The sequence below is a fragment of the Nocardia sp. NPDC051911 genome (assembly GCF_040681035.1).
In the GTDB taxonomy this organism is placed as follows: Bacteria; Actinomycetota; Actinomycetes; order Mycobacteriales; family Mycobacteriaceae; genus Nocardia; species Nocardia sichangensis.
The window spans coordinates 1-15186 of record NZ_JBFAXY010000027.1; the positions used below are offsets into that span (position 1 = coordinate 1).

Below are 15186 nucleotides of genomic sequence, written 5' to 3' on the forward strand. Positions count from 1 at the left end.
GTATCGGTCGGGTGGTTCGCCGACGCAGGTGCGGGTGTCGCCGGATCTGGTGGCGCCGGGGTCGTTGCCGCCGGTGGGGCCGGGCACGGACATGACCGCGGTGCGCACCACCACCCCGACCACGGATCCGGCCGGACAGTATCGAGCGCCCCGGCCGCGACCGCAGCCGACGCAGGTGATGATCACGCTCCCCGGTCTGCCGCCGATCCCGTGCGGGATCTTCTGCCCGGCTCCAGCGCCGGTGAATCCCTGTGTCGGGCAATCGGTTCCCGCTCCGATGCCGTTCCCGGACCTACCCGGGACCGCCCGCGTACCGCTCGCACCGCAGCAACCTTACGGCGCCACACCGGCCGAGCCGCGCAACCCGGGTTCCACCGATGCCGCCGGGGCGGACAAACCCGCGGAGGCCGCTACAGCGGGACAACCCGGCACCGCAGGACAGCCCGCTCCCGCAGGACAACCCGGCACACAGGACCAGCTCGCCGCCGGATGCGGACAGCCGGACACCACGCTCGCCACCGCCGAACCTGCCCCCATCCCGGGTGACCTACCCGCCCGCGACAACGAGTCTCGCCGCGAATCCGAACCCGCCGCCACCACCACACCACCCGCACCGGAACCCGAATCGGCGACCGCCGCCGAACCCACACCCACGCCGCCGCCCGGAATCACCCTGCCGTTCGGCATCGTCATCCCCCTTCCCGCGCCACCCGCGCCCCAGCAGTGATTCAAACCTGGCATCAGATCACGAAGCAGTAACAAAAAGATCTCGGATGCGGTACCCTTCCCCTTGGTTCCGTAACAAAGGGCTCACAGCGAGCCATGGGAGGGTCACCACACCGTGGGGCGTCATCGAAAACAACCGCCTGCCACCGTTCGACGGAGTTCCGTCATCGCGTTGACCGGATTGGTTCCCGCAGGGCTCGTATCCGTCACGGCCGCCTCCGAGGTAGGCGAGGCAGCGCCGCTCGCGACCGCCGTCCATACGCCGGAGGGCCAGGACGTTCAGGGCGCCGCGCAATCGGTGGTCGAGCCCGTCGCCGGGACCGAATTCCTCGCTCACGCAATGGCCAAGGCCGCGCCCACGGCGACGCCCGTGGTGAAAACCGTTGCGCTGCCCAGTGGTCGGCAGGCCGCCGCCATGCAGGCCGGGCCGCTCGGCGTCCCCGGCATCGCCGTCGCCGCCTATCAGAACGCGGAACGGGTCCTGGCCGCCGAGAACCCCGTGTGCGGCATGCCGTGGTCGCTGCTGGCCGGTATCGGCCGGGTCGAGTCCACCCACGCGTACGGCGGCAAAGCCGACGCCGACGGCAACCCGCTCAGCCCCGTCTACGGCCCCGTGCTGGACGGTTCGCTCAACGGCAACCACGTCGTCCGGGATTCCGACGACGGCGCGCTGGACGGCTTGGACAGCTACGACCGCGCGATCGGCCCGATGCAGTTCCTGCCCGACACTTGGAAGCGCTACGGGGCCGACGGCAACGGCGACGGCATCGCCGATCCGCAGAACCTCTTCGACGCCGCGCTGACGGCGGGGAGGTACCTCTGCGACGGCGGCCTGAACATGCGCGACCTGGCGCAACAGTCCAAGGCGATCCTGCGCTACAACCACTCCATGGCCTATGTCGCGAACGTCATGGCATGGGAGACCTCCTACAGCACGGGGGTCGCACCCCGGGCCGGAGACCTGCCCAAAATTTGACACGCCTAAAATTCCGGCCATGCCAGTGGTTACGGAATCGGATGTGCGGGGTGCCCTTGCGAAGGTCGACGACCCGGAGATCCGCAAGCCGATCACCGAACTGGGCATGGTGAAAAGCGTCGTCATCGGCGCTGATAGCGATGTCCACGTGGAGATCTATCTGACGACGGCGGGCTGCCCCCTGCGCACCGAGATCACGCAGCGGGTGAGCAGGGCCATCGCCGACGTGCCTGGTGTGGGCGCCGTCAGCGTCGACCTCGACGTGATGGACGACGAGCAGCGCACCGCACTGCGCAAGCAGCTGCGCGGCGACTCCGCCGATCCGGTCATCCCCTTCGCCCAGCCCGGCTCGCTGACCCGCGTCTACGCCGTCGCCTCCGGAAAGGGCGGCGTCGGCAAGTCCAGCGTGACGGTGAACCTCGCCGCGGCCATGGCCGCGCGTGGCCTGTCGGTCGGCGTGCTGGACGCCGACATCTACGGTCATTCCATCCCGCGCATGCTCGGCACCGACGCCAGGCCGACGCAGGTGGAGCGGATGATCATGCCGCCGGTCGCGCACGACGTGAAGATGATCTCGATCGCGCAGTTCACCCAGGGAAACACCCCTGTGGTCTGGCGCGGCCCGATGCTGCACCGGGCGTTGCAGCAGTTCCTCGCCGACGTGTTCTGGGGCGACCTCGACATCCTTTTGCTGGATCTGCCGCCGGGCACCGGCGACGTCGCGATCTCCATCGCACAGCTGATCCCGAACGCCGAGATCCTGGTCGTCACCACCCCGCAGCCCGCCGCCGCGGAGGTGGCCGAGCGAGCGGGCGCGATCGCGTTGCAGACCCGGCAGCGCATCGCGGGCGTGGTGGAGAACATGTCCTGGCTGGACCTGCCGGACGGCACCCGGATGGACCTGTACGGCTCCGGCGGCGGGCAGGCCGTCGCCGACCGGCTCACCCGCGCCGTCGGTGCGACCGTGCCGCTGCTCGGCCAGATCCCCATCGAACAGGCGCTGCGCGAAGCGGGCGACGAAGGTACTCCGATCGTGCTGCGCGATCCGGAGAACTCGGCCGCCAAGGCCCTGTTGGAGGTCGCCGACAAGCTCGCCGTCCGCCGCCGCGGCCTCGCGGGCATGTCGCTCGGCATCGACACCACCCGGCATTTGTAGGGCCACGCGCGAGCCCGACTGTCGGTGCTCGCTAATAAGCTCGGTCCCATGCTCACCATGCTGTTGTACGTGCTGATCGTCGGCTTGGTCGCCGCGGTGCTGTTCCTACTGGCCAGTGCGGTGTTCGGGCGGGCGGAGGAACTCGGGCCGCTGCCGGAGGGTACGACGGCCACCGTGCTGCCGGTGGAAGGGATCACCGGGGCGGACGTGCGCGCGTTGCGATTCCAGCAGGTGGTGCGCGGCTACAAAGCCGGAGAGGTGGATTGGGCGCTGGCCCGGCTGGCCGCGCGGATCGATGAGCTCCAGCACCAACTGGCCGAGGCGCAGGCCGCGCGATGGCAGACGCCGATCGCGCCGGAGTCGAAATGAGCGCCCTCGCCGACGACGGACTGATCCGCTGCGCGTGGCCGTTGGATTCCCAGCTCTACCGGGACTATCACGACTACGAGTGGGGCAAGCCCCTGCACGGCGACGACGCGTTGTTCGAACGGCTCTGCTTGGAGGCGTTCCAATCCGGGTTGTCCTGGCTGACCATCCTGCGCAAACGCCCGGCCTTCCGCGCGGCGTTCGCAGATTTCTCGATCGCGCGAGTCGCGGAGTTCGGTGACGACGACGTCGCCCGGCTGATGGCCGACGCCGGCATCGTCCGCAACCGCCTCAAGATCGACGCGGCCATCGCCAACGCACGCGTCGCGCGTGACCTCGACGTCGGCTTGGACGAGTTGCTCTGGTCGTTCGCCCCGCTGCCGCGCCCGCGCCCGCGCTCCGGCGCCGAGGTGCCCGCCACCACACCCGAATCCACCGCCATGGCAAAAGAATTGAAACGGCGTGGATTCCGGTTCGTCGGACCGACCACGGCGTACGCCCTGATGCAGGCGACCGGAATGGTCGATGATCATGTGGCCGACTGCTGGGTGGGCAGCGCCCGGCCCGAGACGGGCCGACCGGTCACTTTTTGAACTCAGCTATCCGTCCCTATCGGCGATAGGGAAGAATGGGACGGGTGTAGCTCGCCAAACGCCGGCGAGCTCGCTGGTTGGTGACAACTGGAGTTCCAAAAAGTGCGCAAGGACCGCGCAGATCTGGAGGGAGCAGAGGATGGCGGCCATGAAGCCCCGTACCGGGGACGGTCCCCTCGAGGCAACCAAAGAAGGGCGTGGAATCGTCATGCGGGTTCCACTCGAGGGTGGCGGGCGTCTGGTCGTCGAGCTCACGCCGGACGAAGCAGCGGCGCTCGGTGACGAACTGAAGAGCGTCACGAGCTGAGTGGCCCCGGCTGAGCACTCGGCCCTCGCCGACGCGGCCGACGTCCTGGCCTGCCCGGAATGCCTGCGGGCGCACCGGGATGCCGCGTCGCTCGCGCTCGAACCGCGGGATCGAGCACTGCGCTGCGGTCGCGGCCACAGTTTCGACGTCGCCAGGCAGGGCTACGTCAGCCTGCTGACCGGTGCGTCGACCAAGATGACCGGGGACACCGCGGCCATGCTCGATGCCCGCGCCGCCTTCCAGAGCGAGGGCCACTTCAGGCCGATCGCGGACGCTGTGGCGCGCGCCGCCACGGCGCGCCGGACGGACGGTCCGGTGCTGGAGGTCGGCGCGGGCACCGGCTACTACCTCGCTCGGGCACTCGACGCCGCTCCCCCGGCTGTCGGCATCGGGCTGGACGTGGCCAAACCCGCCGTCCGGCGGTGCGCCCGCGCGCACCCGCGCGCCGCGGCGGTGCTGGCCGACGCATGGCGCGGGTTACCGATCCGCGACGGCGCGCTGGCCTGCGTACTCTCCGTCTTCGCCCCGCGCAATCCCGGCGAGATCGCCAGGGTGCTCACCGAGGACGGTCGCTTCGTTGTCGCCACACCCACCGAGCGCCACTTGGGCGAACTGATCGAGCCGCTGGACATGGTGCGGGTCGACCCCGACAAGAACAGCAGGCTCGACGCCGCGATGACGGGACATCTCGAACCCGTGGACCGGACATTGATCGAGTATCCGATGACGCTCGCCAGAACCGATGTCGAACATGTGGTCGGCATGGGTCCGTCCGCGCATCACGCGGCCGCCGGAGCGGAGCGTCTCGCGCGGCTGCCGGAGACCGTCGAGGTCACCGCGTCGGTCGTCGTCGGCACCTACCGCCGGGCGGCCTGATCGCCCGGCTCAGCCTTTTCTGACCTCGTCGTAGACCGCGACCGTGCGCGCCGCGATGCGTGACCAATCGAATTCGGAGATCGCGCGCTCGCGCCCCGCGGCGCCCAGGCGAGCGGACAGCTCCGGATCACCGGCCACTTCGTTCACGGCGGCGGCGAGTCCGTGCTCGTAGTCCTCGGCTGCGCCCGCGTCGTAGTGCACCAGTCGGCCGTTGCGGTCGTCGACCACCTCGGGGATGCCGCCCACGTCGGAGGCGACCACCGCGGTCGCGCAGGCCATCGCCTCCAGATTGACGATGCCCAGCGGCTCGTACACCGACGGGCACACGAACAGTGCCGACGCGGCGAGAATCTGCCGGATCCGCTCGGTCGGCAGCATCTCACGCACCCAGAACACCCCACCGCGCCGCTGTCGCAGCTCCTGGACGGCCGTGGCGACCTCGTGCTCCAGCTCCGGCGTGTCCGGCGCGCCCGCGCACAGCACGAGCTGGATGTCGGGGTCGAAGTCGCGGGCGGCCGCCAGCAGGTGGCCGACGCCCTTCTGGCGCGTGATGCGGCCGACGAAGGCGACGAGGGGAAGATCGGCCCGCACGCCGAGTTCGGTGAGCACCGACGGCTCGCCGCCCGCCGGGGGGCCGGGATGCCAGACCGCCCCGTCGATGCCGTTGTGCACCACATGCACGCGGTCCGGGTCCACCGCGGGGTAGGCGTCGAGCACGTCGTGGCGCATGCCCTCGCTCACCGCGATGACGGCGTCGGCGTGCTCGACGGCGTTGCGCTCCGACCAGGACGAGAGCCGGTAGCCGCCGCCGAGCTGCTCGGCCTTCCACGGCCTGCGCGGCTCCAGGGAATGGGCGGTCAGCACGTGCGGGACGCCGTAGAGAGCCGCGGCCAGATGGCCGGCCAAGCCGCTGTACCAGGTATGCGAGTGCACCACGTCCACATCGCCCACCGCGTCGGCCATCCGCAACTGGGCGGACATCATCTGCAGCGCGGCGTTGGCGGCGTAGAGCGACGGATCCGGTTGGTGGACCACGGCATCGGCGCGGTCGACACCCATGCAATGCACGGTCACCTCGCACAGTTGACGCAAATGCGCCGTCAACTGCGTGACGTGCACCCCGGCCCCGCCGTACACCTCGGGCGGATACTCGCGGGTCAGCATCGCGACGCGAAGCCGGTCCCGTTCGCCGGAATCCACCGGCGAACGTCCGCCATCCGTGCCGAAACTCACCGATCCAAACTAAACGTTCGCGTCCGCGGCGGCCACTCACGGGCGCTTCACCCGGTAGTTTGGCAGGTGTGAGGAGCCAGCCGCACGTACTCGGAATCGTGCTCGCCGGTGGTGAGGGCAAGCGACTCTTTCCACTCACGGCCGACCGCGCCAAGCCCGCCGTCCCGTTCGGCGGCGCCTACCGTCTCATCGATTTCGTACTCAGCAATCTGGTCAACGCGGGTTTCCTGCGGCTGTGCGTGCTCACCCAGTACAAGTCGCATTCGCTCGACCGGCACATCTCGCAGACCTGGCGGTTGTCCGGTTTCGCGGGCGAGTACATCACCCCCGTGCCCGCCCAGCAGCGGCTGGGACCGCGCTGGTACACCGGCAGCGCGGACGCGATCCTGCAATCACTGAACCTGATCTACGACGAGGACCCGGAATACATCGCGGTTTTCGGCGCCGATCACGTCTACCGGATGGACCCGGAGCAGATGGTGCGCCATCACATCGATTCCGGTGCCGGTGTAACCGTGGCCGGCATCCGGGTGCCGCGCAGCCAGGCGAGCGCGTTCGGCTGCATCGATAGCGACGAGTCCGGCCGCATCACGCAGTTCCTGGAGAAGCCCGCGCATCCGCCCGGCACCCCGGACGACCCGAACGTCACCTTCGCGTCCATGGGCAACTACGTCTTCACCACCAAGGTGCTGGTGGACTCGATCCGGGCGGACGCGGACAACTCCGACTCCGACCACGACATGGGCGGCGACATCATCCCGGCCCTCGTCGCGGCGGGGCAGGCCGGTGTCTACGACTTCGCCGACAACGACGTGCCGGGCGCCACCGACCGCGACCGCGGCTACTGGCGCGATGTCGGGACCATCGACGCGTTCTACGACGCGCACATGGACCTGGTCTCGGTGCATCCGGTGTTCAATCTCTACAACCGTCACTGGCCGATCCGCGGGGCGACCGAGAACCTTCCGCCCGCCAAGTTCGCCCAGGGCGGCCTGGCGCAGGAATGCATCGTGGGCGCGGGCAGCATCCTGTCGGCCGCCACCGTCCGCAATTCGGTGCTCAGCGGCAACGTCATGGTCGACGACGGCGCCACTGTCGAGGGGTGCGTGCTCATGCCCGGCGTGCGGATCGGGCGCGGCGCGGTGGTCCGGCACGCCATTCTGGACAAGAACGTCGTCGTCGGCGAGGGCGAGATCATCGGAGTGGACCTGGCGCGCGACCGCAGCCGCTTCGCCGTGAGCAACGGCGGTGTCGTCACGGTCGGCAAGGGCGTCTGGGTGTAGTACCGCCTGGATCGGGCTAGGGCGCGCCCGGCTCGGGCGCGGGCGAATTGATGCAGAACGGCGCGCAAGGGCCCGGGGTGCGTGGCACGGTGGATTTCGAGGCGCCACCGAAATCGGCGGTACTCACCAAATAGACCACCAGCACGGCGAACAACAGCACCGCGGCGAAAGCGATCATGGTCCGGCCCCAATGAATCGGCTTCGGACGACGCTCGTCTTCGTCCCAGAGAAACATCATCATCACCATGCCGCACCCGCCTCCGGATCCACTCGGAACATGACTTCCACCAGTATCGGGGATCTTCGGTCTTTCGCGGCATCATGCGCCGAACCGTGCTCGTTCGGCGGCTGTTTCGCGAACGCCGGCGGGTGGTGCGGCTGCGATGAAGAAACGGCACGGCGGCCAGGAATTCCGGAAAAACTTCGGCGGCAGGCCTATTCGGCCGGAGTACGCGCGCGGTCGACAGCGGGATTACGGGGCGGGCGGGGCGACGTTCTGGGTGCAGAACGGCTCACAGGGACCGGGGGTAGGCGTGGTTTTCGCCGGGCCGGTGTCGAAATCGGTGTTGCTCACCACCACCATCACCAGCACCGCTCCCAGAATCACGAGCAGCAGGGCCATCATCGTCGGCCGCAACCAACTCGTGCGCCGTTCGGTCACGACTTCCCCCATAGCCGCTACTTCGAGGGGTGTTAGTTCACGCATAACTGTTTTCCTCACTGAGTTCTTTCTCAGCGCATACCCCGGATTCCGGGGTGGAATCAGACTGCCCCGCGAATCGCTAACCGCGTGAGGCGCAAAGCAATCCGTCGCCGACCGGAATCAGCACGCAGGTGAGTTCCGGATTCTCCGCGATGGCGCGGGTGGCGGCGCGCACCGCCTGCGTGGCCGGATCACGTTGCGCCGGATCGGGTACGCGCCCGCCCAGCAGCGCGTTGTGCAGCAGGATGGCGCCGCCGTCGCGCAGCAGCCGCACGGCCTGAGCGACGTACTCCGGGTGTTCCAGCGGCGCGGCGTCGATGAAGACCAGGTCGTAGGCGCCGTCGGCCAGCCGGGGCAGCACGTCCAGCGCCCGCCCGTTGATCAGGCGGGTGCGCGCGGGCGGGATGTCGGCGGCGCGGAACGCCTCCTTGGCCGCGCGCTGGTGTTCCGGCTCCGAATCGATGGTGGTGAGCGTGCCGTCCTCGCGCATGCCGTCGAGCAGCCACAGGCCGCTGATGCCCGCGCCGGTGCCGACCTCGACCACCGCGCGCGCACCGAGCAACTGCGCGTACATGCTCAGCAGCGCACCCACCGAGGGCGGCACGGGTATCGCGCCGAGTTCGGTGGCCCGTTCCCGCGCGCTGACGAGGATTTCGTCTTCCACGACGGATTCCTCCACATAGGCGAGATTCCGCTCCAGATTCGATGCCACGGGTATGAGGCTAACGCCGGGCGGGTGATCTCGGCGTTCCGGACAACACGCGCCGCCCGCCATTTCCGCCGCCGGTTTTCTCAGGTGACCCTCAGCATCTCCATAACCCGGCCATATCAGGACCAGAAAGAGTATGGGCATCGCAAGACCACCGACCGTGCCTTAACACGGGACGCGGGAACAACGACATACCGGTTGTCGGTTGTATCCGTACGTGACGGACCGTAGATCCGGCCCCGAGCGAGTTCCCGACGTTTGCGGTCCCTAGTAGGAGGTAGCCCCATCCACATGGTCGATGCGGCGCGCGAATACGCCACCCTGCCCGAGCAGATCCTGCCGGTCGAGGCCGAGTCCGCCGAGGACGCGGTCGAGCTGACCGGGACTGCTGCCTTCGATGCCACCGGCGACCGGTCGGCGATGCCCACGTGGGACGAACTCGTCCGCGAGCACGCGGACCGGGTCTATCGCCTGGCCTACCGACTCTCCGGCGACGCACAGGACGCGGAGGACCTCACCCAGGAGACGTTCATCCGGGTGTTCCGTTCGCTGTCGAATTACCAACCGGGCACCTTCGAGGGATGGCTGCACCGCATCACCACCAACCTGTTCCTGGACATGGTGCGCCGCCGCAACCGGATCAGGATGGAAGCGCTGCCCGAGGACTACGACCGGGTGCCCGCCGAGGGCCCGGGGCCGGAACAGGCCTACCACGACGCCCGGCTGGATCCCGACCTGCAATCGGCCCTGGATTCGCTCGCGCCGGAGTTCCGCGCGGCCGTGGTCCTGTGCGATATCGAGGGGCTGTCCTACGAGGAGATCGGCGCTACGCTCGGCGTGAAACTGGGCACTGTGCGCAGTCGGATCCACCGTGGACGCCAAGCCCTGCGCGACTACCTTGCGCATAATGGAAGTGAGCAGCGGTTCGCCGCTGACGCGAACATAGGGTGATTCGTCGGAAGCCGGCATCGCCCGAACATCGGTCGATGTCGGTTGGAAGGGTGAGCACCGAATGAGTGGCGACTTCAGCACGTCCGGTCGTCGTCCGCCCCGTTTTCGCCCCACCGAGCATTTGGCGAGCGAGGCGATCGCGGCGTACGTGGACGGTGAGTTGCGGATGAACGCCTACCTGCGTGCCGCTCAGCACCTCTCGCTGTGTCCCGAATGCGCGGCCGAGGTAGATGCCCAGCAACAGGCGCGCATCGCACTGCGGCACGCAGGCCAGGTCGCGATTCCGACCGGGCTGCACGACAGCCTGACCAGGATTCCCCTCGCGGAGTTGCCCGGCGGCGCGTCCAGTGGCCGGACGCCCGCCCCGACCTCCGGTCAGTCCGGGCGTAACGACGCGGTTTTCGGGTTTCTGACCGATTCGTTCACCGCGACCCGGTGGACCACGTGGTGGCGCAAGTAGAGTTTCCCGAGTGACCACCGAATCGACGAATTCCGGATCGGCCGACACCTCGAATTCGGCGGCCAACCGCGGGAATCTCCGTCCTCCGGACGCACCCGTGCTCGGTCCGCGCCCGGTCTACCGGCCCCATGTCGACACGCACACGGCGCGGGCCTTCCGCAGACCGTCCGGCCTGTCCGGTTCGTTCGCCGAGCCGCTGCCGCTCCGTAAGGCTGGCGCGGCGCCGCAATCCGGTCCCGAACTGCAGAACCGTCCGCCCGACGCGGTGCTGGCCGAGGCTTTCGGCCGTCCAGAAGGCTCCAGCGAACTCCTGCAGCGCGATCCCGACGCGGCCGGTGGCCAGGCTCCCGCTGCCGGACCGGCCGACCCATGGCGCGACCCGGAGGCGGTCGCCCGCCTCGGAGCCCCTGCGGTGCCCACACCCAAACCGCAGGCGCTGCAGCAGGCCGAGAAACTCAGCGCCCGCGAAGTGCTGTTCGGCTCCCGAGTCGCGCCCAAGGCGCTGGCCCTGCTCGCGCTCGTCGCACTCGTCATCGGCCTGCTCGGCGGGCTGGTCGGCCGCCTGACCGCGGAAACCGCCTCGACGCTGACCTCCCGCAAGGTGGCCCTCGAACAGGGCGGCGACGGAAACCGCCCGCACGGCCTGATCGCAAAGGTCGCCAACGCCGTGTTGCCCTCGGTCGTCTCCATCCGCGTGACCGTCGGTGAGAACGGCGCCACCGGCTCCGGCGTGGTGATCGACGGCGGCGGCTACGTCGTCACCAACAACCACGTCGTCTCGATGGCCGCCCAGGACAAGACCAACCGATCCGCGATCCAGGTGCAGTTCTCCGACGGCACCAGGGTGCCCGCCCAGATCGTCGGCCGCGACCCGAAGACCGACCTGGCCGTCCTGAAGGTCGATGTGAAGAATCTCACCGTCGCTCAGCTCGGCAAATCCGGCAACGTACAGGTCGGCGACGACGTGCTGGCCATCGGATCGCCGCTCGGCCTGAGCAAGACCGTCACCTCCGGCATCGTCAGCGCCTTGCACCGCCCGGTGAAACTGGAGGGCGAGGGCAGCGACACGAAGGCCGTGATCGACGCCGTGCAGACCGACGCGTCGATCAACCCCGGTAACTCCGGTGGCGCTCTGGTGGACATGGACGGCCGGGTCATCGGCATCAACACCGCCATCCGCAGCGAGACCGGCGGCTCGGTCGGCCTCGGCTTCGCCATCCCGGTGGACAAGATGACCGAGGTCGCGCAGACCTTGATCCGTGACGGTGTGGTGCACCATCCGACCATGGGTCTGTCCCTCCGCACCAAGACGGTCGCCAATGACGTCATGAGCGGAGCCGCGGTGGCCGACGTGTCGCCGAACGGCCCGGCCGCGCGGGCGGGCATCGTCGAAGGCGATGTCATCGTGCGCGTCGGCGATCGGGAGGTCACCAGCTCCGACGAGTTCACGGTGGCCGAACAGTCCAGCAAGATCGGCCAGACCGTGGTCGTCCAGCTCATCCGCGACGGCCGCCGAGTCGACGTCCCGGTGACCCTGGAATCCGACTAGCAGTTCCCTGCGCCAACTAATAACGCAGAACCCCAATTATTTTCGCTAGACGCCGCAAAACCGCGGCGGATAGAGTCACGCTGTCGAAATCCAGCAGCACGGGGAGGGCTGTGATGCGTCATCTCGCCATTTTCATTCTCGGATCCACTATGGCGGCGGTCGCCACCGTGGGGCTGTCCGCGGCACCGGCCGGCGCTACCACGAACGACACTTACGTCGACTGGTTCGACTGCCGCCCGGGTGGAGGGCACACCGCGGTCGCGACGGACGGCGTGGAGTACTGCTACGGCGGCATACACAACGGCAAGATTGTGATCTACCCCACATAGATTCCTTTTCTTGTACGTGCGGTGGGTGCCGTACGGCCTGGAAAAGCCCGGACAACACCCACCGTTCATTTCCCGGTCGGCTATCAATGGACGACCCGCTGACCGGGCCAGGTAGCCTGGTTACGTGTTCAGCAACATCGGCTGGAGCGAGATGGTCATCCTGCTCGTCGCCGCCCTCGTGATTCTCGGCCCGGAGCGCTTGCCCGGTGCCGTGCGCTGGACCACGCGCAGCCTGCGGCAGGTGCGTGATTACGCGAGTGGCGCCACGTCTCAGCTGAAAGAGGAATTGGGGCCGGAGTTCGAGGATCTGCGTAAACCGCTGGCCGACCTGAACCAACTGCGCGGTATGACGCCGCGGGCGATGGTGACCAAACATCTTCTCAACGGCGATGATTCGCTGTTCCGGGATTTCGACAGCGCGCTGCCCGATCCCAAGGACCTGTACAGCACGAACAGCGGGATGCCGGACTATCCGATGCCCAAGTTGGATAAGCCGTTGGAGCGCAACGAACGTCCTCCGATCGACACCGACGCCACCTGAACGTCAAGAAGACTAGACACATTGAGCTGTTCAGCTGTCTAGACTTCGCACATGTCGGCCGATGACGTGGCGCGCGTGTTCGCGATCGAGGACAAGGTCGAGCGACTGAAGGCGGCCACCGACGGGGTGGCGGCGGCCCAGCAGACCATCAACGAACTGACCAGGATTCGGCGTGCCGTGATCCGGGAGCTCCATGCCGAAGGCTGGACGTTCGCCAGAATCGGTGCGGCGGCCGGGCTTTCCCGGGCCCGTATCCACCAGGTGAGTACGCAGGGACCCGCGCCGGAAGGACTGTTCTTCGGGCACGGCTCGCTCACCGTGCTCGTCCCGGAGGTGCGCGCAGGGCGGGTGATCGGCGCGCCGGATCCCGCGGCGCCGCAACGATTGGCCGAGCTGCTACGCGAACTCGGTTTCAGCGTGGCGGTCGAGCATTTCCTACCGGGCCGTCCGGTCGATTTGCGGCGGGACGGCTTGATCGTGTTGGGCGGGCCGGAACTGTCCCCGAGCTTGCGTCAGTTGGTCGCCGCGGACCCACGATTGCGCCGCGCCGTAGCCAGAATGGGTGACGCGCGCCGGGGCATCGAGGACCGGGCGGCCCGACGGGTCTACCGGCCGGGCGGACCCGAACCGCACGACATCGCCTACCTGGGCAGGCTTCCCAGGCCCGACGGGCGGGGCAGCGTATTGATGATCGACGGCATGCATCCGCCGGGCTCGCTCGGCGCGATCCGGCTGCTCGCCACCCGGCTGGCCACCCTGCACGAACGAGCGAGCAATCACCTGTTCTCCGTGCTGATCGCCTGTCGCTTCGACCGTGCCACCGGCGAACCGCTGGAGGCCGAGCTGCTCACGCCGGTCTACCGCCACGATCCCGAGAACAGATCGCCCGCAACGGGTCTGCGCCGCTGAGCCGCGACCCGGGTGAAGGCGCTGCGGATCCGCCCCGAGATGCCCGGCGCGTCGGACATACTGAGACAACGGATTTCAGCAAATATCTGGTCATCATGACCGAGCGCAGAACGCGCGCAATCAGCGCAGCAGAAAAATGACTCGAGCCGCCGAACGGGCACCACTAGCTCCGCTGATCACCTGTTCACAGCGACTCTCTCGACTTAAAAAGCAGCCGCACATTATGTGCCCCAGGTCACCACCCCTCCCCCGAGTGCGTTCATACGCGGATGATTGAATAGCTGGACGATAACCGCTCTCCGAGAAACGGCCGCGTGAGGCGTCCGGCAAGGAGGAAATCGTGAATCCGCTATTGCTGATCGGCGGGGCCGTCCTGGCGGTGGGCCTGGTCGGCCTGATCATCAGTGTGCTGCTGCGGCCGACCGGGTCGAAGGCTCATGTGACCGTCGCCGATCTCCAGGCCCGGCTCGCGCGGGAGCAGTCGGCTCCGCCGCCCGAGGCGGACGGCCCGGTGGACGGTGAACCGGAATCCGGCTCGCCGAATACCGACGCCGAGTCGGTCGATCCCGGGCGCGAGGAACGCGAGCAATCCGGCACCGAGGCCGACGAGCCCCGTGACGCTGCCGCGGATTCGGCGACCGAGGACGATGCGAACCAGGTACTGCTGCCGGATCATCGTCGCCGCAACCAATAGCCTTCGGTTAACCAGCGGCCGGCACAGCGGAAATTCACCGATTTCTCGGGCTCAACGCGCTGCGGCCGGACCCGATGCGCGAAGCGCCGGCGCCAAGCGCGCGGCACTCGGGTAATTGCTCACCCTGCTGTCACACGACTCGGCGCGCGGACGAGACGGCCATCTCCATCGTCGCCCAGATTCCGGCCGAGCGCGGCGGCACTCCACTTCCCCGATGCAGCGCATCGAGGGGACCCATTCACCGGCTGATCAGCTCGAAGTTCGTACGTGTGGCGGATTGGACCGCCGGTCGGCGGGAATACCGGCCACAGAGCCGCACATACCGGTCGGCGGCGCGTCCAATCCCACTTGCACGACGCGCTCACTCGGCCCACACTTGATTTGCTGAAAATTAACTGCACGTTGGTGACGGTGCGTTGCGCTTCGGCCCCGCCACGTTCTGCCCGGCCCGCCCCACCGAGAGGAGAAATGCGCCGTGACCGCCACCCAGATCGCCGTCCTCTGCTCGCTCGTCGGCGCGGCGAGCCTGCTCGCCACCATCGGTTTGCTGCACGGACCGGCGAACCGGCGGCGCCGGGTCGGCGTCACCGAGCACGTGATCGCGGAACAACTGCCCGCCCCCGCGCTCCCGGTCTGTCCGATCGGCAGGCCGCAGCGACTACCCGTCGAGCCCTTGACGGTGGCGGAGGCGCACGAACTCATGCAGCGCCACCGGATCTGTGAACCCTCCGAGTGCGTCTACAAGTACGCGGCCTTCCGGACTCTGATCGAGGCGGGATACATGCGCGACCCGCATGCGGAAGGGGCCTGACCGCATCCGCATGC

General features: G+C 68.3%; 19 protein-coding genes and 1 pseudogene. 16 read left to right on the top strand and 4 right to left on the bottom strand.

The features are described from left to right. The 7 genes and pseudogenes from AB0L97_RS27950 to AB0L97_RS27980 all read left to right on the top strand — a co-directional run. Window positions 1-727 (top strand): annotated as a pseudogene (locus tag AB0L97_RS27950) (lytic transglycosylase); the annotation flags it as partial. A gap of 114 nt (window positions 728-841) precedes the next feature. Further along, the gene (locus AB0L97_RS27955) at window positions 842-1702 is read left to right on the top strand and encodes a lytic murein transglycosylase (RefSeq protein WP_356966607.1); all 861 of its coding nucleotides are present in this window, start codon (window positions 842-844) and stop codon (window positions 1700-1702) included. 19 nt (window positions 1703-1721) lie between these two features. Continuing rightward, window positions 1722-2858 (top strand): P-loop NTPase, encoded by a 1137-nt coding sequence (locus AB0L97_RS27960; protein WP_364435115.1) that lies wholly within the window; start codon window positions 1722-1724, stop codon window positions 2856-2858. Between the two features lie 48 nt (window positions 2859-2906). Beyond that, window positions 2907-3227: a DivIVA domain-containing protein gene (locus tag AB0L97_RS27965; RefSeq protein WP_039800550.1), complete on the top strand. Its 321-nt coding sequence runs from the start codon at window positions 2907-2909 to the stop codon at window positions 3225-3227. Then, complete coding sequence (locus AB0L97_RS27970) at window positions 3224-3817, top strand: DNA-3-methyladenine glycosylase I (protein WP_364435119.1); 594 nt, start codon at window positions 3224-3226, stop codon at window positions 3815-3817. The genes AB0L97_RS27965 and AB0L97_RS27970 overlap by 4 nt, the downstream gene beginning before the upstream one ends. Window positions 3818-3956: 139 nt before the next feature. Beyond that, window positions 3957-4124, top strand: a complete 168-nt coding sequence (locus AB0L97_RS27975) for a DUF3117 domain-containing protein (RefSeq protein WP_011211259.1) — start codon at window positions 3957-3959, stop codon at window positions 4122-4124. A gap of 63 nt (window positions 4125-4187) precedes the next feature. After that, window positions 4188-5000: a putative RNA methyltransferase gene (locus AB0L97_RS27980; RefSeq protein WP_355080432.1), complete on the top strand. Its 813-nt coding sequence runs from the start codon at window positions 4188-4190 to the stop codon at window positions 4998-5000. A gap of 9 nt (window positions 5001-5009) precedes the next feature. On the opposite strand, the gene glgA is transcribed toward AB0L97_RS27980, so the two are convergent. Further along, the gene (glgA, locus tag AB0L97_RS27985; RefSeq protein ID WP_355080430.1) at window positions 5010-6164 is read right to left on the bottom strand and encodes a glycogen synthase; all 1155 of its coding nucleotides are present in this window, start codon (window positions 6162-6164) and stop codon (window positions 5010-5012) included. Between the two features lie 137 nt (window positions 6165-6301). Here glgA and glgC point away from each other — a divergent pair, with 137 nt between their 5' ends. After that, window positions 6302-7516, top strand: a complete 1215-nt coding sequence (gene glgC / locus AB0L97_RS27990; RefSeq protein ID WP_355080419.1) for a glucose-1-phosphate adenylyltransferase — start codon at window positions 6302-6304, stop codon at window positions 7514-7516. 16 nt (window positions 7517-7532) lie between these two features. Here glgC and AB0L97_RS27995 read toward each other — a convergent pair whose 3' ends face one another. The 3 genes from AB0L97_RS27995 to AB0L97_RS28005 form a co-directional block, all read right to left on the bottom strand. After that, a complete protein-coding gene (locus AB0L97_RS27995) occupies window positions 7533-7763 on the bottom strand; it encodes a hypothetical protein (protein ID WP_356966614.1) in 231 nt (76 codons plus the stop codon). A gap of 225 nt (window positions 7764-7988) precedes the next feature. Then, window positions 7989-8222, bottom strand: a complete 234-nt coding sequence (locus AB0L97_RS28000) for a hypothetical protein (protein WP_356966616.1) — start codon at window positions 8220-8222, stop codon at window positions 7989-7991. 76 nt (window positions 8223-8298) lie between these two features. Beyond that, complete coding sequence (locus tag AB0L97_RS28005; protein WP_355080428.1) at window positions 8299-8937, bottom strand: O-methyltransferase; 639 nt, start codon at window positions 8935-8937, stop codon at window positions 8299-8301. Between the two features lie 282 nt (window positions 8938-9219). Between AB0L97_RS28005 and sigE the strand changes: the two genes are divergently transcribed. From sigE to AB0L97_RS28045, 8 genes are all read left to right on the top strand, one after another. Further along, window positions 9220-9879, top strand: a complete 660-nt coding sequence (sigE, locus tag AB0L97_RS28010) for an RNA polymerase sigma factor SigE (protein WP_355080414.1) — start codon at window positions 9220-9222, stop codon at window positions 9877-9879. A gap of 61 nt (window positions 9880-9940) precedes the next feature. After that, window positions 9941-10339: a hypothetical protein gene (locus AB0L97_RS28015; RefSeq protein WP_364435126.1), complete on the top strand. Its 399-nt coding sequence runs from the start codon at window positions 9941-9943 to the stop codon at window positions 10337-10339. Window positions 10340-10349: 10 nt separating this feature from the next. Then, a complete protein-coding gene (locus AB0L97_RS28020; RefSeq protein WP_364435129.1) occupies window positions 10350-11888 on the top strand; it encodes a trypsin-like peptidase domain-containing protein in 1539 nt (512 codons plus the stop codon). A gap of 113 nt (window positions 11889-12001) precedes the next feature. Next, window positions 12002-12217, top strand: coding sequence for a hypothetical protein (locus AB0L97_RS28025; protein ID WP_355080409.1), 216 nt, complete (start codon window positions 12002-12004; stop codon window positions 12215-12217). A 124-nt stretch (window positions 12218-12341) separates the two neighbouring features. Continuing rightward, complete coding sequence (tatB, locus tag AB0L97_RS28030; protein WP_067804157.1) at window positions 12342-12758, top strand: Sec-independent protein translocase protein TatB; 417 nt, start codon at window positions 12342-12344, stop codon at window positions 12756-12758. Window positions 12759-12809: 51 nt separating this feature from the next. Further along, a complete protein-coding gene (locus AB0L97_RS28035) occupies window positions 12810-13667 on the top strand; it encodes a hypothetical protein (RefSeq protein ID WP_355080407.1) in 858 nt (285 codons plus the stop codon). 340 nt (window positions 13668-14007) lie between these two features. Continuing rightward, complete coding sequence (locus tag AB0L97_RS28040) at window positions 14008-14361, top strand: hypothetical protein (RefSeq protein ID WP_364435135.1); 354 nt, start codon at window positions 14008-14010, stop codon at window positions 14359-14361. Window positions 14362-14836: 475 nt separating this feature from the next. Beyond that, the gene (locus tag AB0L97_RS28045; protein WP_355080404.1) at window positions 14837-15172 is read left to right on the top strand and encodes a hypothetical protein; all 336 of its coding nucleotides are present in this window, start codon (window positions 14837-14839) and stop codon (window positions 15170-15172) included. Window positions 15173-15186: the final 14 nt, after the last annotated feature.